General features: G+C 72.1%; 20 protein-coding genes. 8 read left to right on the plus strand and 12 right to left on the minus strand.

The window, feature by feature from the left end:
* Positions 1-202: 202 nt before the first annotated feature.
* Positions 203-1363, minus strand: coding sequence for an iron-containing alcohol dehydrogenase (locus tag IE231_RS12640; protein ID WP_189694338.1), 1161 nt, complete (start codon positions 1361-1363; stop codon positions 203-205).
* Between the two features lie 146 nt (positions 1364-1509).
* Between IE231_RS12640 and IE231_RS12645 the strand changes: the two genes are divergently transcribed.
* Positions 1510-2397, plus strand: coding sequence for a LysR family transcriptional regulator (locus tag IE231_RS12645; protein WP_189694339.1), 888 nt, complete (start codon positions 1510-1512; stop codon positions 2395-2397).
* A 112-nt stretch (positions 2398-2509) separates the two neighbouring features.
* Positions 2510-2956, plus strand: a complete 447-nt coding sequence (locus tag IE231_RS12650) for a PPC domain-containing DNA-binding protein (RefSeq protein ID WP_189694340.1) — start codon at positions 2510-2512, stop codon at positions 2954-2956.
* 28 nt (positions 2957-2984) lie between these two features.
* Here the strand turns inward: IE231_RS12650 and IE231_RS12655 are convergent, their stop codons facing one another.
* On the minus strand, positions 2985-3710 hold the full coding sequence (locus IE231_RS12655; protein ID WP_189694341.1) for a DUF72 domain-containing protein: 726 nt from the start codon (positions 3708-3710) through the stop codon (positions 2985-2987).
* Between the two features lie 77 nt (positions 3711-3787).
* Here IE231_RS12655 and IE231_RS12660 point away from each other — a divergent pair, with 77 nt between their 5' ends.
* The 3 genes from IE231_RS12660 to IE231_RS12670 all read left to right on the plus strand — a co-directional run bounded on the left by IE231_RS12660 (position 3788) and on the right by IE231_RS12670 (position 5722).
* Entirely contained in the window at positions 3788-4024 is a 237-nt protein-coding gene (locus IE231_RS12660; protein WP_189694342.1) for a metallothionein, read from the plus strand.
* On the plus strand, positions 4025-4702 hold the full coding sequence (locus tag IE231_RS12665; protein WP_189694343.1) for an HAD family hydrolase: 678 nt from the start codon (positions 4025-4027) through the stop codon (positions 4700-4702).
* A gap of 87 nt (positions 4703-4789) precedes the next feature.
* A complete protein-coding gene (locus IE231_RS12670; RefSeq protein ID WP_189694344.1) occupies positions 4790-5722 on the plus strand; it encodes a 5'-3' exonuclease in 933 nt (310 codons plus the stop codon).
* 74 nt (positions 5723-5796) lie between these two features.
* Here IE231_RS12670 and IE231_RS12675 read toward each other — a convergent pair whose 3' ends face one another.
* The 10 genes from IE231_RS12675 to IE231_RS12720 form a co-directional block, all read right to left on the minus strand.
* Entirely contained in the window at positions 5797-6348 is a 552-nt protein-coding gene (locus tag IE231_RS12675) for a flavin reductase family protein (protein ID WP_189694345.1), read from the minus strand.
* A gap of 34 nt (positions 6349-6382) precedes the next feature.
* Positions 6383-7288 (minus strand): ribonuclease Z, encoded by a 906-nt coding sequence (locus IE231_RS12680; RefSeq protein WP_189694346.1) that lies wholly within the window; start codon positions 7286-7288, stop codon positions 6383-6385.
* A gap of 11 nt (positions 7289-7299) precedes the next feature.
* Positions 7300-7932: a MarR family winged helix-turn-helix transcriptional regulator gene (locus IE231_RS12685; RefSeq protein WP_189694347.1), complete on the minus strand. Its 633-nt coding sequence runs from the start codon at positions 7930-7932 to the stop codon at positions 7300-7302.
* Between the two features lie 10 nt (positions 7933-7942).
* The gene (locus IE231_RS12690) at positions 7943-9463 is read right to left on the minus strand and encodes a cryptochrome/photolyase family protein (RefSeq protein WP_189694348.1); all 1521 of its coding nucleotides are present in this window, start codon (positions 9461-9463) and stop codon (positions 7943-7945) included.
* The gene (locus IE231_RS12695; protein ID WP_229866881.1) at positions 9460-10374 is read right to left on the minus strand and encodes a prenyltransferase; all 915 of its coding nucleotides are present in this window, start codon (positions 10372-10374) and stop codon (positions 9460-9462) included. Before IE231_RS12695 ends, IE231_RS12690 begins: the two co-directional genes overlap by 4 nt.
* Positions 10371-10814 carry a lycopene cyclase domain-containing protein gene (locus IE231_RS12700; protein WP_189694349.1) on the minus strand — a complete coding sequence of 148 codons (444 nt, stop codon included), beginning with the start codon at positions 10812-10814 and terminating at the stop codon, positions 10371-10373. The genes IE231_RS12695 and IE231_RS12700 overlap by 4 nt, the downstream gene beginning before the upstream one ends.
* Positions 10811-11149 (minus strand): lycopene cyclase domain-containing protein, encoded by a 339-nt coding sequence (locus IE231_RS12705; RefSeq protein ID WP_189694350.1) that lies wholly within the window; start codon positions 11147-11149, stop codon positions 10811-10813. The genes IE231_RS12700 and IE231_RS12705 overlap by 4 nt, the downstream gene beginning before the upstream one ends.
* A complete protein-coding gene (gene crtI / locus IE231_RS12710) occupies positions 11137-12759 on the minus strand; it encodes a phytoene desaturase family protein (RefSeq protein ID WP_229866938.1) in 1623 nt (540 codons plus the stop codon). The genes IE231_RS12705 and crtI overlap by 13 nt, the downstream gene beginning before the upstream one ends.
* A gap of 71 nt (positions 12760-12830) precedes the next feature.
* The gene (locus tag IE231_RS12715) at positions 12831-13760 is read right to left on the minus strand and encodes a phytoene/squalene synthase family protein (protein WP_189694352.1); all 930 of its coding nucleotides are present in this window, start codon (positions 13758-13760) and stop codon (positions 12831-12833) included.
* 1 nt (position 13761) lies between these two features.
* Positions 13762-14841, minus strand: coding sequence for a polyprenyl synthetase family protein (locus IE231_RS12720; RefSeq protein WP_189694353.1), 1080 nt, complete (start codon positions 14839-14841; stop codon positions 13762-13764).
* Between the two features lie 157 nt (positions 14842-14998).
* Here IE231_RS12720 and IE231_RS12725 point away from each other — a divergent pair, with 157 nt between their 5' ends.
* From IE231_RS12725 to IE231_RS12735, 3 genes are read left to right on the plus strand one after another with little or no spacing between them, the layout of a single operon-like run.
* Positions 14999-15868, plus strand: coding sequence for a TspO-related membrane protein (locus IE231_RS12725; RefSeq protein ID WP_189694354.1), 870 nt, complete (start codon positions 14999-15001; stop codon positions 15866-15868).
* Complete coding sequence (locus tag IE231_RS12730) at positions 15865-17376, plus strand: SDR family oxidoreductase (RefSeq protein ID WP_189694355.1); 1512 nt, start codon at positions 15865-15867, stop codon at positions 17374-17376. The genes IE231_RS12725 and IE231_RS12730 overlap by 4 nt, the downstream gene beginning before the upstream one ends.
* Positions 17376-19547 (plus strand): MMPL family transporter, encoded by a 2172-nt coding sequence (locus tag IE231_RS12735; protein ID WP_189694356.1) that lies wholly within the window; start codon positions 17376-17378, stop codon positions 19545-19547. The genes IE231_RS12730 and IE231_RS12735 overlap by 1 nt, the downstream gene beginning before the upstream one ends.
* Positions 19548-19559 lie beyond the last annotated feature (12 nt).

A 19559-nucleotide genomic window follows, 5' to 3' on the forward strand; every position in this document is an offset into this window, starting at 1 on the left:
CAGCTCGCCCGTCTGCTCGCCGGTGGCCGGATTGAACACCGGCTGCGTCCGCTCCCCGACGCCGTTGGTCTCCTCGCCGTTGAGGTAATGCGGAATGGTCTTGACAGTCATCTCATGAACTCCTGGTGGATCAGTGGTCGGTCGTGCCGGCGTGGGCCGGTCTGCAGGGGGTGGCGACAGGTGCCGGAAGGGTAGGGCGGCCTCAGCCGTAGACCTGGGCGTAGAGGGCCTCGATCTCGGCCGCGATCGGCACGATGGGGTTGTTCCCGGGGGATCCGGAGGCGAGGGCCTGCTCTGCCATGAGGGGGGTGAGCCGCTCCCAGTCCTCGGCGCTGATGCCACGGGACTTGGGTGTCGGCACCTCGAGGTCCCGGGCGAGTGCCTTGAGCTCGTCAACGAGCGCCTGGGCCGCCGTCGCGTCGTCGTGCTCGCGGGTGGCGACCCCGAGCGCGCGGGCGCAATCGGCGTAGCGGGACTCGGCTCCGGCAATGGAGAACTCCGTCACGGCGGGGAAGAGCATCGCGTTGGCGAGGCCGTGGGCGATGTGGAAGTGGGCTCCGATGGGCCGGCTCATGCCGTGCACGAGGGCCACGCTCGAGTTGGAGAAGGCAATGCCGGCCTGGGTCGCCGCCAGCATCATCGCCTCGCGGGCGGCCCGGTTCCCCCCGTCCTTGTACACCTCGCGGAGGTTCGCCCCGATAGCGGACATGGCCGAGAGCGCGAAGCCGTCCGAGAAGGGGTTCGCCCGGCGGCTCACGTAGGCCTCGATCGCGTGGGTGAGGGCATCCACCCCGGTATCGGCGCTCAGCCGGGCCGGCATGGAGAGGGTCAGCTCGTAGTCGACGACCGCGGCGATCGGCAGGAACGAGGGCCCCGTGCAGAGCATCTTCTCGTCGGTCCCCGAGTCGCTGATGATCGTGAACTGCGTCGCCTCGGAGCCGGTGCCGGCCGTCGTCGGGACCGCGACGACGGGAAGGGCCGGGCCCGTGTTGTTCCGGGGCGCCTTGTACTCGCGCATCGGGCCCTCGTTGAGGGAGAGGAAGCCGAGGGCCTTCGCGGTGTCGATCGAGCTTCCGCCGCCGAATCCGACGAGGAGGTCCGCGCCGTGGTCCTTCACGGCTGCCAGACCGGCTTCCAGGGAGTCGGTGGTGGGATCCGGGACGCACTCGGCGTACAGCCCGACGTCGAGCCCGGCCCCGCGAAGTGCCTCCAGCGCGGCGTCGACCGTGCCCGAGGACTCCATGAACGGATCCGTCACCACGAGGGGCCGCTGCGCCCCCAGGTCGCGCACCAGGGCGCCGAGCTCACGGACCGCCTCCGCGCCCACCTTCATGATTCTGGGCAGAGTGATGTCGAACGTCATCGCGATTCCTCCGGCTCGTCCTCGAGGCCCGGCACTCTTGACCGCACCGGCACGCTTCCCAGTGTGTGTGCAGCAACCACCGAGGGCAAGGAGGATTTCAGCCCAGCCGTGTGCATCCGTGCACGGCGCGCCGTAGGGTGGCGTTCGTGATCCAGGCAGACGATCTCCGCTTCTTCCTCGAAGTCGCGCGCACCGGAAGGCTCGTTGCCGCGGCCAGGGCGCTCGGCGTCGAGCACACCACTGTGGGCAGGAGAGTGAGCCAGCTCGAGAGGGCCGCCGGCACGCGCCTGTTCGACCGCACCCCCGGAGGGTGGGAGCTCACCGAAGCGGGGCAGGCGCTCCTCGTCCACGCCGAGGCCATCGAGTCGTCCCTCCTTGCGGCATCGGAGGAGCTGGGCTCGGCCCGCGGGCGGCTCTCGGGCACCTTGAGGATCGCTGCTCCGGACGGCTTCGGAGCGTTCGTGCTCTCGCCCGGGCTCGGCCCCCTCCGGACGGACTACCCCGACCTGACAGTCGAGGTCGTCACGGAGACACGCCTGAGCCTGCTCGCGACCCGGGAGTTCGACATCGGCATTGCGCTCGAGGAACCCACGACGAGAGGAGTGCGGTCCAGGCCCCTCGCGCGGTACGGGCTGAGCTTCTACGCGAGCCCCGACTACCTCTCCCGACGCGGACGGCCGGCGGGGCTCGCCGACCTCGCCAGCCACCCTATGATCGGCTACGTGGATGCCCTGCTCGACATCCCGGCCCTGCGGTTCCTCGACGAGGCACTTCCGGGCGTGCGCCCGGCCGTGCAGACCAACAACGTGACCGGCCAGTGGATGGCAGCCATCGCGGGGCTGGGCATTGCGGTACTGCCGGACTTCATCGCGTCGGAGGACGGCCGGCTGGTCCGCATCCTCGAGGAGAAGACCATGGAGCGGACCTACTGGATAGCGGTCCCGTCCGAGCATCAGCGGCTCGCGCGGACCAGGGCAGCCGAATCGGCCCTCGTCGAGCTCGTGCGCGCGCACCGGCACCTGCGCGCCGCCTGAGTACCCGGTCCGATTTCCTTGACCCCGCCACCCGCCCTTGCCCGCCACCCGCGCTTGACCCCGCCATCCCCCCATGCTGTCCTGAAAGGGACCGTCCGGTGAGGAGACGACTGTGAAGACGACCCGACTTCCGTCCGACGGTGGCGCTGTCTTCGTCCTCGTCGGCGAGCCCGGCGAGGACGCCTTCGGCGTGCTGAGCGAGTTCGCCAAGGGCAACCAGCTCACCGCCGCCCAGATCACCGGTGTCGGCGCCTTCAGGCGCGCCACGGTCGGCTGGTTCGACCGGGACGCGAAGGACTACCGGCGCATTCCCGTCGACCAGCAGTGCGAACTGCTCTCCCTGGTCGGCGATATTGCGGCCGCGGACGACGGGCCGCAGGTGCACGCCCACGTGGTCCTCGGCCTGCCGGACGGAACCACTCGCGGCGGCCACCTCCTCAGCGGCGAGATCTGGCCCACTCTGGAGGTCGTCATCCGCGAGACGCCAGCCGTGCTCCGCAAGACGAGCCACCCCGAACTCGGGCTCGCGCTCATCGATCCGCCCCGCACGGACCGGTGACCGGCGAACGCCACGACCGGACCCGCCGTCACCCCAGCATCCCGCGCAGGGTGAGGGCATTGCGCACGGCGTTCCCGCCGCCGTCGTTGTTGAAGTAGGCGAAGACCTCGTGGCCCGCTGCCTCCCACTCCCCGATACGCCCGGCCCACCAGCCGAGGTCCGCGTCGGAGTACGAGCCCCCGTACAGGTGGTGGTGGTCCGGGCCGTGCAGGCGCACGTAGACATGCGGGGCGGTCGCCTCGAGGATGCACGGCAGATCCGCCCCGCTCATGACGCAGTAGGCGGACCCGTGGCGCCGGAGGATGTCGAACACCGCAGGGTCGTGCCAGCTGGGATGGCGGAACTCCACCGCCGTGCGCATCCACGGCGGCAGGCGGCCGAGGAACCAGTCGAGCCGCGCGTCGTCGCGCGCGTGGCGGGGCGAGAGCTGGACAAGCAGCACGGCCCGCCGCGCCCCGAGCTCGTGCCAGGAGGCCGCGATCCGCTCCGCCCACGCCTCGGGCGCGTAGAGGCGCTTCGCATGGGTGAGCCCGCGGGGGGCCTTCACTGAGAGGAGGAAGCCCTCGGGGAGCCGACGGCGCCAGCTGGCAAACGCCGTCGGCCGCGGCCAGCGGTAGAAGCTCGCGTTGAGCTCAGCAGTGGAGAAGGTGATCGCGTAGATGCCCAGGCGGTCCCACGGCCGGGTGCCCGGCGGGTAGAGGGCATGCTCCCAGTGGTCGTAGCTCCAGCCCGACGTGCCGATGTGCCAGCCCATGCGCCCAGCCTAGCCAGAGAGGCCACGGCTCCCGCGCGCCCTGATTGAGCCGCAGCCCCGAGGGGTACCAGTGGGCCATGGCTACGTGTGACGTGTGCGGGAACCACTACGACAAGACCTTCCGGCTCATCCAGGGCGAGAAGTCGGGCACGTTCGACAGCTTCGAGTGCGCCATCCACGCCTTCGCGCCTACCTGCGGGCACTGCGGGTGCAGGATCCTCGGCCACGGCGTCGAGTCGGGCCAGGGCATCTTCTGCTGCGCCCACTGCGCCCAGGCCAGCGGGGTCGAGGGCCTCGCGGACCGGGCGCAGTAGGTGGCGCGCCTGCGGGGCGTGCTGTTCGATGTGGACGGCACGCTCGTCGACTCCACCTACTTCCACACCCTCGCGTGGTGGCACGGCTTCCGCCGGTTCGGGCACGACGTGCGGATGAACGAAATCCACCGCCGCGTGGGGATGGGCGGCCAGAAGATCGTCGAGCACCTGCTCGGGCCCGAGCGCGACGCGTCCGAGGACCAGGAGATCCTCGACACGCACGCCGCGGTGTTCTCGACGTTCTGGCCGCATCTGCGGGCGTTCGACGGCGCGCGGGCCCTCCTCAGGCAGTGCAAGTCCGCCGGGCTCACCGTGGTGCTGGCCTCCTCGGCACGGCAGCAGGACCTCGAGGTGCTGCGTGCGGTGATCGGAGCGGACAAGGCGATCGATGCCGCGACGAGCTCAGCGGACGCGAAGGAGTCGAAGCCGGCACCGGACATCCTGATCGCGGCCCTCGAGGCGGGCGGCCTCGACGCGTCCGAGGTCGTGTTCGTGGGCGACGCCGTGTGGGACGTCGACGCGGCCTCAGCGATCGGGATACCGACCGTGGGGCTCGCCTCCGGCGGATACAGCGCGGCCGAACTCGAGGACGCCGGTGCCGTCGAGGTCTTCCCGGCCCCCCGCGAACTGCTGGACAAGTTTGCGAGCAGCGAGATCGGTCGCCGGCTGGGCGGGTAGGCGGCCGCTTGAGCCGCTGTGGGCCGAACGCATTGCCCGCAGGTCGGGTCATCGCTCCCTCCCGCCCCGGCGTGTGAGGATGGGGCCATGCCGGACCGCCTCATGCTGCTGGACACCGCGTCTCTGTACTTCCGCGCCTTCCATGGCCTGCCGGAGACCATCCGCCGTGCAGACGGCACCCCGGTGAACGCGGTGCGGGGCCTTCTGGACATGATCGCGCGCCTCACAAAGGACTTCCGGCCGACGCACCTGATCGCCTGCTGGGACGACAACTGGCGCCCGCAGTGGCGCGTTGAGCTTCTGCCGAGCTACAAGGCCCACCGGGTCGAACGGCGCGTGGCCGGCGGTCCGGACGTCGAGGCTGTCCCGCCGGGGCTCGTGGCGCAGGTGCCGCTCATCCGGCAGGTGCTCGCCCTCGCGGGGATCGCGACCGTGGGGGTGGCGGACCACGAGGCCGACGACGTCATCGGCACCTACGCGAGCCACGCGGACCTGCCCGTGGACGTGGTGACCGGGGACCGGGACCTGTTCCAGCTGGTCAGCGATGCCCGGGGCGTGCGCGTCATCTATACCGCCCGCGGCATGAAGAACCTCGAGATCGTGACCGACTCGGTCGTGGTGGCCAAGTACCGGGTCCTCCCGGAGCAGTACGCGGACTACGCGACGCTGCGCGGAGACGCCTCCGACGGCCTGCCGGGGGTTGCGGGAATCGGCGAGAAGTCGGCGGCGACGCTGCTCGCCGAGTACGGAACCCTCGAGGGCCTCCTCGAGGCCGCAGCCTCGCCCGACGGCGGCCCCACGAGAGCCGTCCGCGCCAAGCTGGCCGCGGCCGCCGAATACCTCGCCGCCGCGCCGGCCGTGGTGAACGTGGCGCGGGATCTCGAGGTGCCGAGCCTCGCCGAGGCGGGGGCGAGGCTCAGCGCGCCCGACGCCCACTCCCGCCTCGAGCTCGAACGCCTCTCCACGGAGTGGAACCTCGGCGGCTCAGTCACGCGGCTCCTCGCCGCGCTCGGCGACTGACGGGCGCCGGGACCCGACCCTCCCGCCTGACCCTCATGGGGCCTGACCCTCCGGCCTGCCTGTCGCCCTGGGAATCAGAGGATGCGGGAATGCTCGCCCAGGGCGTGGAACGCCCTGTCGTGGTAGACGAGCGGTGCGCCGGGCGCGCGCGGCGACTGCGCGGCGTCGGGCGTGAGGATCTCCAGCACCGTGCCGGCCAGCATCACCGACGGGCCCACCGGCATGCGGTGATCGATCGAGCAGCGCAGCGCCCACGGTGCCGCACGCAGCCACGGCTCGCCGGTGAGCAGTGTCTCCCAGTCCATCGCTGACGTGAACCGCTCCGAACCTGGGGTGGCGAACATGCGGACGAGCCCGATCTGGTCGGCGTCGACGAGGTGCACCACCACGGTCAGCGCCTCGGCGATGTGCACGGCGGAGCGGCCGCCGGAGACGGAGAACGCGAGCGTCGGCGGGTCCGCGGCGACGGACGCGACCGACGAGGCCGTAAGTCCGACCGGCCCCTCGGGGCTTGCCGCCGTGACGATCGAGACGCCCGAGGGGTGGTCGCGGAACGCGGCCCGGAAGAGCGCGGACTCCGCGAGTGCGGTGGGAGTGCGGGGCGGGCCCGCCGGCGAGGACGTCATACCAGTCACGCTAAGACCTCAACAACGGTTGAGGTCAAGCTGGGGCGGGCAGCCTCAGGCCTCGCCGCTTGGGGAGACGGAAGCGGTCGCCGTCATTCGCCGCGCGCACGACGGCGCTCCGCGCCCGCCGCTGCGCCTCCGCTTCCAGCCCGGCCACGTCAGGATAGCGGGCCGAGAAGTGGGTGATCACGAGGCTCCCCGCGCCCGCGTCCCCGGCGATCGCACCCGCCTGGCCCGCCGTGAGATGGAGGTACTGCTCGGCGAGGGCGGCGTCGTCGTCGGCAAAGGTGGACTCCGCCACGAGCAGGTCCGCGCGCTCGGCGAGCGCCTCGGCGCCGTCGCACACCGCCGTGTCCATCACGAACGCGAAGCGCTGGCCCGGGCGCGGCACGCTCACATCCTCGAGGGACACCCGGCCGAGGCGGCCCTCCCGCTGGAGCCTGCCCACCTCGGGGCCGGAGATGCCCGCCGCGGCCAGCAGCTCGGGAACGAGGCTCCGTCCGTCCGGCTCGGTGAGGCGGTAGCCGAATGCGTCGATCCGGTGGCGCAGCGGCCGCACCTCGAGGTCCTCCGCGACGGGTCCCGCGGCACCGTGCGGATGCAGGCGCAGATCCACACCCGGCGTGGAGATGGCCACGAGGGCCCGGACCATCGGCTCCCCCGAGGCGGGATAGTGCAGGTGCACGGGATGCTCGACCCGGTCCAGGGCCATGCGGGAGAGGACGCCCGGGAGGCCGTAGCAGTGGTCGCCGTGGACATGGGTCAGGCAGATCCGGCTCACCCGGGTGGCGGCCACGCCGGCATGGATCATCTGCCGCTGGGTTCCCTCGCCCGGGTCGAACAGGATCCCCTCGCCGTCCCAGAGCAGGAGGTACCCGTTCTGGTTGCGGGTCCGCGTGGGCACCTGCGAGGCCGTGCCGAGGACCACGAGTTCACGCATGCGTGCCGGGGCTACTCGTCGGTTGTCCCGCGGCCGGACGGCGGGGAGGGAGCCGTCTCGGGCCGGCCCACCTCGGCCCTGGCCTCGACGATGGCGTCGCTCAGCCGCTGCATGAGCCCCGCGACGAGCTCGAGCTGCTCCGGGGTGTAGTCGGCGAGGATCGGCAGCATGTGGCGGACCATGGGGTCGAACATCTCGCGGCCGGTCTCCCGCGCGCTGGGCGTGGAGCTGAGCTCGATCTGCCGGCGGTCCTCCCGGGAGTGCCTACGCTCGAGGTGTCCGGAGGCCTCGAGCCGGTCGATGACCGAGGTCATGGCGGCGGAACTGAGGACGAGCCGCTCGCGGAGCGCCCCGGGGGTGGTGACCGTACCGGCCCGCTCGGCCTCCACGACCGCGTTGATGGCGTGGATGTCGTTGCGGGCCATGCCGTGCCGTCGGCGCACGGTCTCGGCATAGCGGTCGGCCTCGTTGGTGAACCGCTGCAGGAGGAAGAGGAGCTGGAAGCCCGGTTCGCCGCGCAGCTCGTCCCGGCCCTCGGGCGCCTCGGCAGCCGGGTCGAACCGGACCCCGTCATGGCTCCACGCGACGTCCGCGGGCCCAACGAGAGCCGGGTTCTTGGCAGTCGGGTGGGTCTTGCGTTGCATCCTGGGCATTCTAGGCCGATCGTCCTGTGGACCCGCGGCCGAGCTCACGGTACGCCTCGAGGGCATCGGCCCTGGATTCCGCCAGGTCGACGCACGGCTGGGGGTACGCGTCGGTGCCGTACTCGGGGACCCATGCGCGCACATAGGAGCCGTCCGGGTCGAACTTCTTCTCCTGGGTGACGGGGTTGAAGATGCGGAAGAACGGCGCCGCATCCGCACCGGAGCCGGCCACCCACTGCCAGTTGAAGGGGTTGCTCGCCGTGTCCGCGTCCACGAGCGTGTCCCAGAACCACCGTTCGCCGAGGCGCCAGTGGATGCCGAGATTCTTCACGAGCAGGCTTGCCGAGACCATGCGGACCCGGTTGTGCATCCACCCCGTGGCCCACAGCTCACGCTGCCCCGCATCGACGAGCGGGAACCCCGTCCGTCCGCGCCGCCACGCCTCGAGCAGGCGGTTGGCTTCGGCGTCGCCGCGCACGACGGCGGGTGAGGCCTCGCGCGGACGGCCGCGCCCGGCGTCGTGCTTCACACGGCTGCGACCACCGGACGGGAGCCACCAGGGATAGGCATCGAACTCGCGGCGGAGGTTCACCGAGGCGAGGTCGGCGTGATGGAACAGCGTGTGCCACGCGAACTCCCGCCAGCCCAGCTCCGAGGCGAACACCGCGCTCCCCTCGGGTGCGGCCCGGCGGCGGTCCGCCACCGCGTGCCAGACCTGGAACGGGCTCACGTGGCCCCAGCGGAGGTAGGGCGAGAGGCGGCTCGTCCCGGGCCGGCCGGGGAGATCGCGGGCCTCGGGGTACTCGGCGACCGCCGTCCCCGCGGTGTCGGGCCCGAGGAAGTCCTTGAGGAGTGCGAGGCCGGCCTCCTCCCCCGGGGTCCATGCCTCGGCGAGGGGACCGGACCAGTCCGGGCCGCGGGGCGTCAGGCCCCAGTCCTCAAGGCTGTCTCCCGGCGCGGCCGGCTCGGGGGCCTCACGCTGCCGGCGGGGGGCGGGCAGGGGATGCCTGTGGTCCCGGGCGGAGAGCTCCTTCCAGAAGGGTGTGAAGACCTTGTACGGGCCGCCCTGCTGGGTGGTGACGTCCCAGGGCTCGTGAAGCAGCGAGGCCTGGAAGCTCTCCGCCTGCCTCCCCGCCCTGCGCACGAGCGACTTCACGGCGGTGTCCGCCCGCCGCTCGGGACCTCCGTAGCGGCGGTTCCAGACGACGTAGTCGGCACGCCACTGCGCGGCGACGTCCGGGACGATGGCGGCCGCGGCGCCCCTGCGCAGCACGAGCGGAACACCGAGGCGCTCCAACGAGGCTGCGAGGTCCGCGAGCGCGTGGTGGAGCCACCACCGGGCCGCACCGCCGAGCGGGCGGATCCCGGGCGACTCCTCATCCAGGACATACAGGGCCACGGTGGGGCCGTGGGCAAGGGCAGCGCGGAGTGCGGGATGGTCGCGGACCCGGAGGTCGTCGCGGAACCATACGAGTGCGGTCGGCCGCTGTCCGGCAGCAGTGGCGGAGGTGGGGGTCTGAGCGGAGGTCATAGGTGCATCCAGACGGAGATGAGCAGGAGCGTCACCAGGAATCCGGTGACGTAGTTGAGCCAGAGGAAGCGGCGCCAGCCCGCCCGGGTCTGCTCGGCGCTCCGGTCCGTGACGGACCAGAAGGGGGCCGCACTGGCTGCGTACGGAAGCGCGAGCAGGCCCGCGAACCGGGCCGGTCCCTCGGAAATGGGTACGAGGACGAGCAGGAGCGCGCCGGCCGCGAGATACAGCATCACGGCGAGGCGGACGGTGGCGCGTGCACCGAAGAGCGTGGCGATCGAGCCGATGCCGGCCTCGCGGTCCGGCCCGATGTCCTGCACGGCGCCGAACGCGTGGCTTGCCATGCCCCAGAGGAAGAACGCTGCGAGGACCGCCAGGGCAGGGGGCGCAGGGATCCCTCCGGCGAGCGCGAGGCCGTACGCCGCCGGGGAGACGAAGTGAGTACTCGAGGTGATCGAGTCCAGCACGGGCCGTTCCTTGAAGCGCAGCCGCGGAACGCTGTAGGCCGCCACCGCGAACAGCGAGACCGCGAGGACGCCCCAGCTCAGCGGCGTCCCCCCGGCGACGAGGGCCACCGCGAAGGGGACGCAGCTCGCCCAGGCCCACTGGAGGGCCGGGCGGTGCAGCGATGGCGGAAGCACGGCGCCCTCGGCTCCGCCCTTGCGCGGGTTCAGGAGATCCGAAGCGTAGTCGAACACGTCGTTCGTCCCGTACATCGCCAGGTTGTAGGGCACGAGGAAGAAGAGGGTGCCGACGATGAGGCGCCAGTCCACGCCTCCCCCGGCCAGCAGGTACGCCGCCGCGAACGGGTAGGCGGTGTTGACCCACGAGAGCGGGCGCGACGAGATCAGGAGTGCCCGCCCCAGAGGGGGTCGCGCGGCGGCCCTCGACGGGACCTGCGCGGCGCTCACCGCTCGTCCCCGGCGGTGAGGGTCCCGCGGCTGCTCCGGCTGGGGACGCGGCGGTCGGGGTGCCGTTGGGCCGGCACTGCCGCTTCCCCGGGCTGCCGTCTTCCCGCGCGGGAGAGCCTGCGCCACAGGACGGGCAGCAGGATGGCCGCGGCGAGGGGGTAGGCGAAGTCCTCCAGGGGGGCGAGACCCACGGCCGGGCCGAGCAGCGTCTCGGGCGAGTACCCGAAGAGGCCGGCGGCGATCATGGCGTTGTCGAAGACCGCCGTGAGAGCGAGCAGGGCAGCGCCGGCGACGATCGCCGGCACCCAGACCCCGTGACGCAGCGGCGTGTCCCTGAGGCCCGGGGCAGGAGCGGCGAAGGGCTGCCGCCCGAGACGCAGCAGGAAGGCGAGGACGGCGGCCGCCGCGAGGAAGACCGCGTCGATGAGGGCGTAGGTCATGGAGTGCCCCCTGTGCTCCTGCGGGCAGCGACGGCCGCCACGGCACGCTCCGCGCCCGAGTAGAGGACGATGGCGGTGTACGAGAAGAAGGCGAGGAACACCGGCTCCTCGAGCGGGAGCTCCGGGCCCAGCATGAGCCCCGTCATAAACGGCGAATGGCCGTGGCGGAAGACGCCGGCGGCGATCGCGGCGACGTCCCACGCGAGGAAGAAGACGAGGCCGGCAGCCAGGGTGAGGGCGGTGGCGCGTGGGGCGCGCCAGAAGGCCAGGTGCATGCGTGCGTCGAGCACGAGGGTGCCCGCGGTGGCGGCCAGCAGGGCGATCAGATAGGCCACGTGACCCCCTCGCGCTCCGGCGCCGCGTCCCTTGCCACGACGGCGTCCTCTGCACCCGGCGGCACGAGCGCCGGCCCGACGGGGCCGGGGGAACGCACACCGCGCACGCGCTTGAGGATGAGCTCGGCACTGATGAGGCACATCGGGATCCCGATCCCGGGCCGGACGGAGGCACCGGCGTAGAGCAGGCCGTCCACCCTGCGGCTCGCGTTGCCGGGCCGGAAGAACGCGGACTGGGACAGCGTGTGGGCGAGGCCGAGGGCTCCCCCGCGCCACGCGTTGAACTCGTGGGCGAAGTCTGCCGGACCGAACGTGCGGCGCACCACGATGCGGTCGGCGAGGTCGGGGATGCCGGCCCAGGCCGCGATCTGGCGCACCGCTGCGTCGGCGATAGCCTCGACGGCCGGCGCGCCCGCGCCGTCAATTCCTCCACGGCCCCATTCCGGAGCCGCAGCCGTCGGAACGAGCACGAAGAGGCTCTCCGAGCCCTCGGGGGCCACTCCCGGGTCGGTCGCGCTCGTCCGGGAGACGTAGATGGAGGTGGATTCTGCCGGGGCCTCGCCGCGGCTGATGCGTCCGAACGTGTCGGGCCAGTCGCGGGTGAAGAAGAGACTGTGGTGGGCCAGCTGCGGGAGCGGGCCGCGGACGCCCAGGCAGGCGAGGACTGCACCAGGGCCCGGGTCGCGGCGTTTCCACGCCTGCTCGGGATGCGTCCTGAGCTCCTCGGGCAGGATCTGGGTCTCGAGGTGGTTCAGGTCCGCCGCGCCGACGACGATCGAGGCGCCATGGCGGTGCTCCCGGCCCCCACTGTCGGTCCAGACGACGCCCTCGACCCGGTGTCCTCCGCGCGAGGGGCCCGTCACGATGCGGGTGACCCGGGCCCCCGTGCGGATCTGCACTCCGGCCTCCCGTGCGAGCCGCTCCATGGCGTCCACGAGGGCGGCGAAGCCCCCCTCGGGGTAGAGCACACCCTGCGCGAGGTCGAGGTGGCTCATGAGCTGGTAGAGCGCTGGCGCCTGGTAGGGCGTGGTGCCGAGGAAGACGGCGGGATAGCCGAGGATCTGCTGCTCCCGCTGATCGGGGAAGCGCTGGGCGATGCGCCCGTGCAGGGACTGCCCGAGCATGGCGGCCAGTCGCGGAACACGGCGCAGGACTTCCGGGTGCACGAGGCCGCGCAGGGAGGAGAAGTCGTCGTAGAGGAACCGGCCGAGGGCCACGCTGTAGGCGTCCTCGGCATCATCCAGGTACCGGGCGAGCGCCTCGCCCGAACCCTGGCTCAGCGAGTCGAAGAGCGCGATCGCGCCCTCCCGCCCCGCGGGAACGTCGACGGGCTGCCCGTGCCCCTCGAAGAAGACCCGGTACCCCGGGTCGAGACGCGTCAGGCGCAGCTCGTCGGCGGCACTGCTGCCCATGAGGCGGAACCAGTGGTCGATCACCTCGGGCATGAGATACCAGGACGGGCCTGTGTCGAAGCGGAACCCTTCGGCCTCCCAGCGGCCCGCGCGGCCTCCCAGAGCGTCGTTCTGCTCGAGGAGCTGGACGGCGTGTCCGTCCCGCGCGAGCAGGCCTGCTGTGGCGAGTCCCGAGATGCCTCCGCCGATCACGGTCACCGCGCGCGGCTGCCGGGGGCGTCCCGGGAGCGTGCGGAGCGGGGCCTTGCGTGCTCTCGGCTGGGGGCGGTTCACGCCGCCCTCCCCTCGGAGCGCGCAGCCTGCCCGGCGTCGTCGTGCGCGAAGGCCGGGCCGATCCCAGCAAGCGCCGCCACGGCGAGCCGCAGCTTCACCGTGCCCGGCACCCGAACGCGGGTGGTGACGAGGACGTCAGCCGGGCAGGCCTCGATCCGGTCGGCCAGCTCGGAGAAGAGGGCGTGGGCGAGGGCGACGGCCCGGCGGGGACGCGCCGGAAGGGTCCGCAGCCCCGGCAAGGCCGCGTCGAGGTCGTCCCTGAGATCCGCCAGGAGCGCCGCCTTCTGCGCCTCGGTCAGGCGCGCCGGGTCGACGCCCGGGAAGTAGGCGCGCCCCAGTTCCTCGCCGTCCTGGCCGAGGTCGCGCAGGAAGTTGACCTTCTGGAACGCGGCCCCCAGACGCCGGGCCGACTGTTCGAGCCGCAGGCGCTCCGCGGGCAGGACGCTCAGGCCCGTGAGGAAGACCCGGAGGCACATCAGGCCCACGACCTCGGCGGAGCCGTAGATGTAGTCCCCGAGGGAGGCAACAGAGTGGCCGTGCGGGTCGCAGTCGCGGCGCATGGAGGCGAAGAAGGGCGCGGTCAGGTCCTCGCCGATGCCTGCCCGCCGTGCCGTCTGCGCGAAGGCGTGGACCACCGGGTTGGTGCTGTAGCCCATCGAGAGGGCAGTGCTGGTCTCGTCCTCGAGCCGGTCGAGCTGGGCCAGGACCGCGGCCACGGGCAGGCCTGCCTCGGCGGCGGCTCCATCCACCGCCTCGTCCGCGACGCGCACGAGCGCATAGACGTTCTCGATGTCGCGGCGCATGGGCGCGTCGAGGAGCCTGCATGCGAGGCCGAAAGAGGTGGAGTAGCGGCGGATGACGACGGCCGCGCCGGCGTCGGCGGCCTCGGAGTAGAGGCCGAGGGATGTCAGGGTCTTGGCGCGCATATCAGTGTTCCCGGTGCAGGACGTGGTTGCAGATCCGGGTGAGCTCGGACCGCAGGGCGGGCGGGAGATCGCAGCGGCGCGCCTCGTCGAGCGCTTCGGTCGCAAGCGAGTGTGCCAGTGTGAGGGCGTGGGCGTCCGCGCCCACCTCACGGAGGATCTCGCGGACGCGGTCGACGCCGGCACTTGCCTCCGCCGCGCCCTCGGCAAGATGCCGGGCCACCTCGGGATGGCGGCTCGCGTAGGCGGTGAGGACGGTGAGCTTCCCCTCGCGGAGGTCCGAGGTGACAGGCTTCCCCGTCTGCTGCTCGTCCCCGAACGTTCCCAGGACATCGTCGATCACCTGGTAGGCCGTGCCGACCAGGAGGCCCACGCGTGCCACGTCCGCCGCGCGGGGGTCCGGTGCGCCAGCCAGGATTGCGCCGAGCCGGAGCGGCGCCGCGAAGGAGTAGGTCGCCGTCTTGAGGCGCTCCATGGCGAGCACGTCATCGATGCTGCGCTTCGGGTCATGCGCCATCAGCACATCGTCGAGCTCGCCCGCCGCCGCCTCTTCCACGGCAGTGTGCAGGACCTCGGAGAGGCGCTCCCGGACGCCGGCATCGCGGGTGGACCGGTCGCAGAGCCGGAAGGCCCCGGCGAGCAGCAGGTCCCCTCCGATCACGGCCACCGACGCGCCCCGATGGCTCGCCTCCTCGGGCGGCAGTCCGAGGCCCGCGGCATCATCCCTGTAAAGGCCTGCGACGTTGGGGCGCCCGCGGCGGACGAAGTCCCGGTCGATCACGTCGTCGTGCACCACCAGGGCCCCGTGGAGCAGCTCGACAGCAGCGCCCAGCGTGGCGCATGCGACGGCGTCGGTCCCGCCGAAGGCCCGGTACGCGTGGAAGACGAGCTGCGGGCGCACACGCTTCCCGCCCTCGAGCCCGCTTTCCAGCCGGTCCCAGAGACGCACGGCGCTCTCCGTCGAGGCGGCGCGCCGCGACGAGGCAACCCACTGCGCCAGGGCCTCGTCCACCAGCTCGCCCACGTCCTCCCACTTCAGGTCCGGAAGGACAGGAGCCTCGTCGATTCTCGTCGCGGTTCGCATACGGACCTCCTGGTGATCTCGGCTGCTTGATATCTCGTTAATCGAGAAATATGATCGTCGAGATTGGTCCGGAAGTAAAGACCCGCCAGCTTCGACCCCGCCAGCTTCGATTCCCCCAAGCCCCAATCCCCTTGATCTTCACCCACCGGAGGCAGCGATGGAACACCCCGGCAGCACAGGACATCGGCATCAGCTCGTCCCCGCGGCGCTCACAGCGGCGTCGGCCGTCGCGGCACTCGTCCTCGCCACGTTCGGCAGCGGCGCCTTCGGGGGCACGGCGGTCCAGGATGCCGCCGGCGGCTACCTCTCCGCCACCGCGACCCCGGTCTCACCCGCAGCACCCGCCTTCTCGATCTGGAGTGTGGTCTACGCGGGCATTCTGGGATATGCGGTCTGGCAGCTCTTCCCCGCTGCCCGTGGGAGCGGGCGCCAGCGCGCCGTGCGCCCCTGGGCCGCTGCCTCGATGCTCCTGAACGCGGGCTGGCTCTGGGCCGCGCAGGTAGCAGAGCCGAGCCTGGCCCTGCCGGCCACCATGGGCGTCATGCTCGTGCTCCTGGCCGTCCTGTGCCGCCTGTTCGCCCTGCACCTGAGCATGCCGGCAGCCTCGCGGGCTGAACGGATCCTCTCGGACGGCACGTTCGGCCTGTACCTCGGCTGGATCTGCGTGGCCACCGTCGCGAACGCCGCGGCCCTGCTCGGGTTCCTGCTGGGCGCCCGTCCCGGGGACGCATCGCCGTCGCTGCCCGCCGGGCTCGCCGCCGGGACGGCGGCGATCGTGGTGCTCGCCGTGGCGGCAGGCATCGGCGTCGCCCTCGCCGCGACCCGGCGCTGGGCGCCCCTGCTCGCCATGGCCTGGGGTCTCGGCTGGATCGCGACGGCCCGACTGGCGGGCCCGCTCACGATGCCCGAGGTGGGGCTTGCGGCAGCGGCCGCGGCCGCCGTCGTCCTCGCGTCGGGACTGACCGTCCGGCTCCGGTCCGGACGGCGCAGCCCCTTGCGGCGCGGTTCGCGGGAGGCGCACGCATGAGCCGGCTCATCGCCGTCACGGGTGCCACCGGCTACATCGGCGGCCGGCTCGTACCCCGTCTCCTGGCCGCGGGGAACAGAGTCCGCGTCCTGACGAGGGATGCGTCCAAGCTCCGTGATGTCCCGTGGGGCGGGGACGTGGAGGTGGTCACCGGCAGCCTCGAGGATGCCCAGACCGCGGCCGCGCTGTGCAGGGAGGCCAGCGTCGTGTACTACCTCGTGCACTCGATGGGCACCCATGCGGGCGATGACTTCCCGGACCGCGAGCGCATCTGCGCCGAGACGCTCGGCCGCGCGGCAAGCAGGGCGGGCGCGGAGCGGATTGTCTATCTCAGCGGACTCAATCCGGGCACCGCGCTGAGCAGGCACCTCGCCTCGCGCGCCGCCGTCGGCCGGATCCTGATGGCCTCGGGCGTGCCCACGGCCGTCCTGCAGGCTGGCCTCGTGATCGGTTCGGGATCCGCGAGCTTCGAGATGGTCCGGCACCTCACGGATGTCCTTCCGGTCATGCCGGCGCCGCGCTGGGTCCTCAACCGGGTCCAGCCGATTGCCGTCCGCGACGCCCTCTACTACCTCGAGGCGGCCGCGGATCTGCCGGCCAGCGTCAACCGGACCTTCGACATCGGCGGCCCGGACGTGCTCACGTACGCCGAGATGATGCAGGGTTACGCGCGGGTTGCAGGGCTGCGGAAGCCCGTGGTCCTGCCGCTTCCAGTGCTCACGCCGTGGCTCGCCGCCCAGTGGGTGAACCTCGTGACCCCCATCCCGCGTTCGCTCGCGATCCCGCTCGTCGAGTCCCTGCAGAACGACTGCGTGGTCCGCGAAAGCGAGATCGACAGGTTCATTCCGCCGCCTCCCGGCGGCCCCACCAGCTACACGAAGTCCGTGGAGCTCGCCCTCGGGAAGATCGCACGGGGCGAGGTCGAGACCACGTGGGCCGGCTCGTCCCCCCTCGATGCCCCCAGCGACCTGCTCCCGAGCGATCCCGGGTGGTCTGGCGGGACCGTGTACTCGGACCTGAGGACGGAGAGCTCGAGCGCGCCGCCCGAGCGGCTCTGGGATGTGGTCGAGGGGATAGGCGGCGAGAACGGGTGGTACTCGTTCCCACTCGCCTGGGCGGTGCGGGGATGGATCGACAAGCTCGCGGGAGGTGTGGGCCTGCGGCGAGGGAGGCGCCATCCGCGGCAGCTGCAGCTGGGCGAGGCGCTCGACTGGTGGCGTGTGGAGGCGCTCGAGAGGGGGCATCTCCTCCGCCTGCGCGCCGAGATGCGTGTGCCCGGGCGGGCGTGGCTCGAGATGAAGGTCGAGCCCGAGGGCCAGGGCAGCACCTACACTCAGCGGGCCGTGTTCGTTCCGCACGGACTGGCCGGCCGTCTGTACTGGCTCTCCGTCCTTCCCTTCCACGGGGCGATCTTCCGCGGGATGGCGTCGAGGATTGCGGCGGCCGCCGAGTCAGCCGCCGCGACCTCACCGCCCCGCGACGACCACCACGCGGAAGGTCAGCTCTGATGGCCCTGCTGACCCGCCTCCGCTGGGTGGCTCCGCTGCTCCTCGTCATCGTCTGGGTCGGCGTCGCGGGCATCGGTGGCCCCACCTTCGGAAAGCTCTCCTCCGTCTCGAGCAACGACCAGGCGACCTTCCTCCCCGCGAACGCCGAATCGACGGAGGTCCGGGCATGGCAGGAGAAGTTCACCTCGACGAAGGCGATCCCCGCGATTGTGGTCGTGGAGAAGGACGCCGCGCTCTCCAAGGATGATCTCGCCGCGATCGCGCCTCTGGCATCCAAGCTCGCCGCCGTGGAGGGCGTGGCTCCCGCGCCGGCCGGCGCCCGGTCAAGCGTGGCCGGTCCGATCCCGTCGTCGGACGGCCAGGCAGCCGAGTTCATCGTCCCGATCGCGGACAGCGGCCAGCTCCGCGCCGTGGTCGGGGACCTGCGCGGCGCCCTGGACGGACTGCCGGAGGGCCTGCGAGCGTACGTGACAGGTCCGGCCGGGCTGACCGCGGACCTCGCCTCGGCCTTCGGCGGAATCGACGGCATCCTGCTCCTCGTGGCCGTCGGTGCGGTGTTCGTGATCCTCGTCCTCGTGTACCGCTCCGTCGTGCTGCCGTTCGTCGTGCTGTTCTCGGCTGTCGCCGCGCTCTGCGGGGCCGTCCTCGCGATCTACTGGCTCGCCCGGGCGGGCTGGATCACCCTCAACGGCCAGAGCCAGGGCATCCTCTCGATCCTCGTGATCGGCGCCGCGACCGACTACGCGCTCCTCCTCGTCGCACGGTTCCGGGAGGCGCTCCACGAGGTCGATTCCCGCTGGGCGGCCATGCGCAGGGCGCTGCGGGCGGCTTTCGAGCCGATCCTCGCCTCGGGGGCCACTGTGATCCTCGCGCTCCTCTGCCTCCTGTTCTCCGACCTGAACTCCAACCGGAGCCTCGGCCCGATCGCGGCCGTGGGGATCGGGTTCTCGCTCCTCTCCGCGCTCACGTTCCTGCCGGCACTGTTGGTGCTGTTCGGGCGCACCGCGTTCTGGCCCCTGCGCCCCGCGCACGACGCCGGCCACTCACCCGCGCGGCACACCGCACCGAGCGCTTGGGCGCCGGACTCGGCGGGCAGTGTGCGGGGACTCGAGAGCGTGCGCGGGCTGTGGCGCCGCGTGGGCACGCTCATCGCCCGCCGCCCGCGCGCCACCTGGATCACGGCACTCGTGCTCCTCGCGGCGTGCGCGGCCGGCCTGCCGCAGCTGAGGGCGAATGGGGTCGAGCAGACGCAGCTCGTGCTCACCGAGACGGACTCCGTGTCCGGCCAGGATGCCCTCGCGCGGCACTTCGACGCAGGGTCCGGCAGTCCCGCCGTGGTCGTGGCGTCCCAGGAGAAAGCAGGGGCCGTCCTCGCCCAGGTCCAGGGGACCGCAGGGGTCGGATCCGCTGCTGTCTACACGGGGGCCACCACCGGTGCACCTGGCGCCCAGCCGGCTGCACCCGTCGTCCGCGAGGGCCGCGTGCTCATCAACGCCGTGCTGAACCACCAGCCCGACTCCGCGGAGGCCGAGCAGACGGTGAGGACACTGCGCGGCTCGTTGCCCGACGTCGACCCTCAGGCACTCGTGGGAGGCGTCACGGCGATCGCCCTGGACACGAGCGTCACCGCGCAGGCAGACCTCCGCAGGATCATCCCGCTCGTCCTCGGCGTGATCCTCGTGGTGCTGATCCTGCTGCTGCGCTCGCTCGTGGCTCCGCTGATCCTCATCGCCTCGGTGGTGCTCTCCTACGCTGCCGCCCTCGGGGTGTCCGCACTGGTGTTCAACCATCTGCTCGGGTTCCCGGGGGCGGACGCGGCGGTGCCGCTGTTCGGCTTCGTGTTCCTCGTGGCGCTCGGGGTGGACTACAACATCTTCCTCATGACCCGGGTCCGGGAGGAGACGATGGTGCACGGCACGCGGCCGGGCATCCTCCGTGGGCTCGCCCTGACGGGTGGCGTGATCACCTCCGCCGGGATCGTCCTGGCCGCGACGTTCGCAGCCCTGGCGGTGATCCCCATCCTCTTCCTCGTCCAGATCGCCTTCATCGTCGCGTTCGGCGTGCTGCTCGACACGGTCGTGGTGCGGTCGCTGCTGGTCCCGGCTCTGGGGTACGACGTCGGGCGCCGGCTCTGGTGGCCCTCGCGCCTCGCGCGGGAAGGCGTCGATTAGGTACCCATAGGG

Origin of the sequence: Sinomonas cellulolyticus, assembly GCF_014656475.1 — a bacterium.
In the GTDB taxonomy this organism is placed as follows: domain Bacteria; phylum Actinomycetota; class Actinomycetes; order Actinomycetales; family Micrococcaceae; genus Sinomonas; species Sinomonas cellulolyticus.

Bases quoted from the DNA above. Each gene is read 5' to 3' on its own strand.
- IE231_RS12640 (WP_189694338.1), bottom strand. From the start codon at position 1,363: ATGACGTTCGACATCACTCTGCCCAGAATCATGAAGGTGGGCGCGGAG.
- IE231_RS12655 (WP_189694341.1), bottom strand. From the start codon at position 3,710: ATGGGCTGGCACATCGGCACGTCGGGCTGGAGCTACGACCACTGGGAG.
- IE231_RS12660 (WP_189694342.1), top strand. From the start codon at position 3,788: ATGGCTACGTGTGACGTGTGCGGGAACCACTACGACAAGACCTTCCGG.
- IE231_RS12670 (WP_189694344.1), top strand. From the start codon at position 4,790: ATGCCGGACCGCCTCATGCTGCTGGACACCGCGTCTCTGTACTTCCGC.
- IE231_RS12675 (WP_189694345.1), bottom strand. From the start codon at position 6,348: ATGACGTCCTCGCCGGCGGGCCCGCCCCGCACTCCCACCGCACTCGCG.
- IE231_RS12680 (WP_189694346.1), bottom strand. From the start codon at position 7,288: ATGCGTGAACTCGTGGTCCTCGGCACGGCCTCGCAGGTGCCCACGCGG.
- IE231_RS12685 (WP_189694347.1), bottom strand. From the start codon at position 7,932: ATGCAACGCAAGACCCACCCGACTGCCAAGAACCCGGCTCTCGTTGGG.
- IE231_RS12690 (WP_189694348.1), bottom strand. From the start codon at position 9,463: ATGACCTCCGCTCAGACCCCCACCTCCGCCACTGCTGCCGGACAGCGG.
- IE231_RS12700 (WP_189694349.1), bottom strand. From the start codon at position 10,814: ATGACCTACGCCCTCATCGACGCGGTCTTCCTCGCGGCGGCCGCCGTC.
- IE231_RS12715 (WP_189694352.1), bottom strand. From the start codon at position 13,760: ATGCGCGCCAAGACCCTGACATCCCTCGGCCTCTACTCCGAGGCCGCC.
- IE231_RS12720 (WP_189694353.1), bottom strand. From the start codon at position 14,841: ATGCGAACCGCGACGAGAATCGACGAGGCTCCTGTCCTTCCGGACCTG.
- IE231_RS12725 (WP_189694354.1), top strand. From the start codon at position 14,999: ATGGAACACCCCGGCAGCACAGGACATCGGCATCAGCTCGTCCCCGCG.
- IE231_RS12730 (WP_189694355.1), top strand. From the start codon at position 15,865: ATGAGCCGGCTCATCGCCGTCACGGGTGCCACCGGCTACATCGGCGGC.
- IE231_RS12735 (WP_189694356.1), top strand. From the start codon at position 17,376: ATGGCCCTGCTGACCCGCCTCCGCTGGGTGGCTCCGCTGCTCCTCGTC.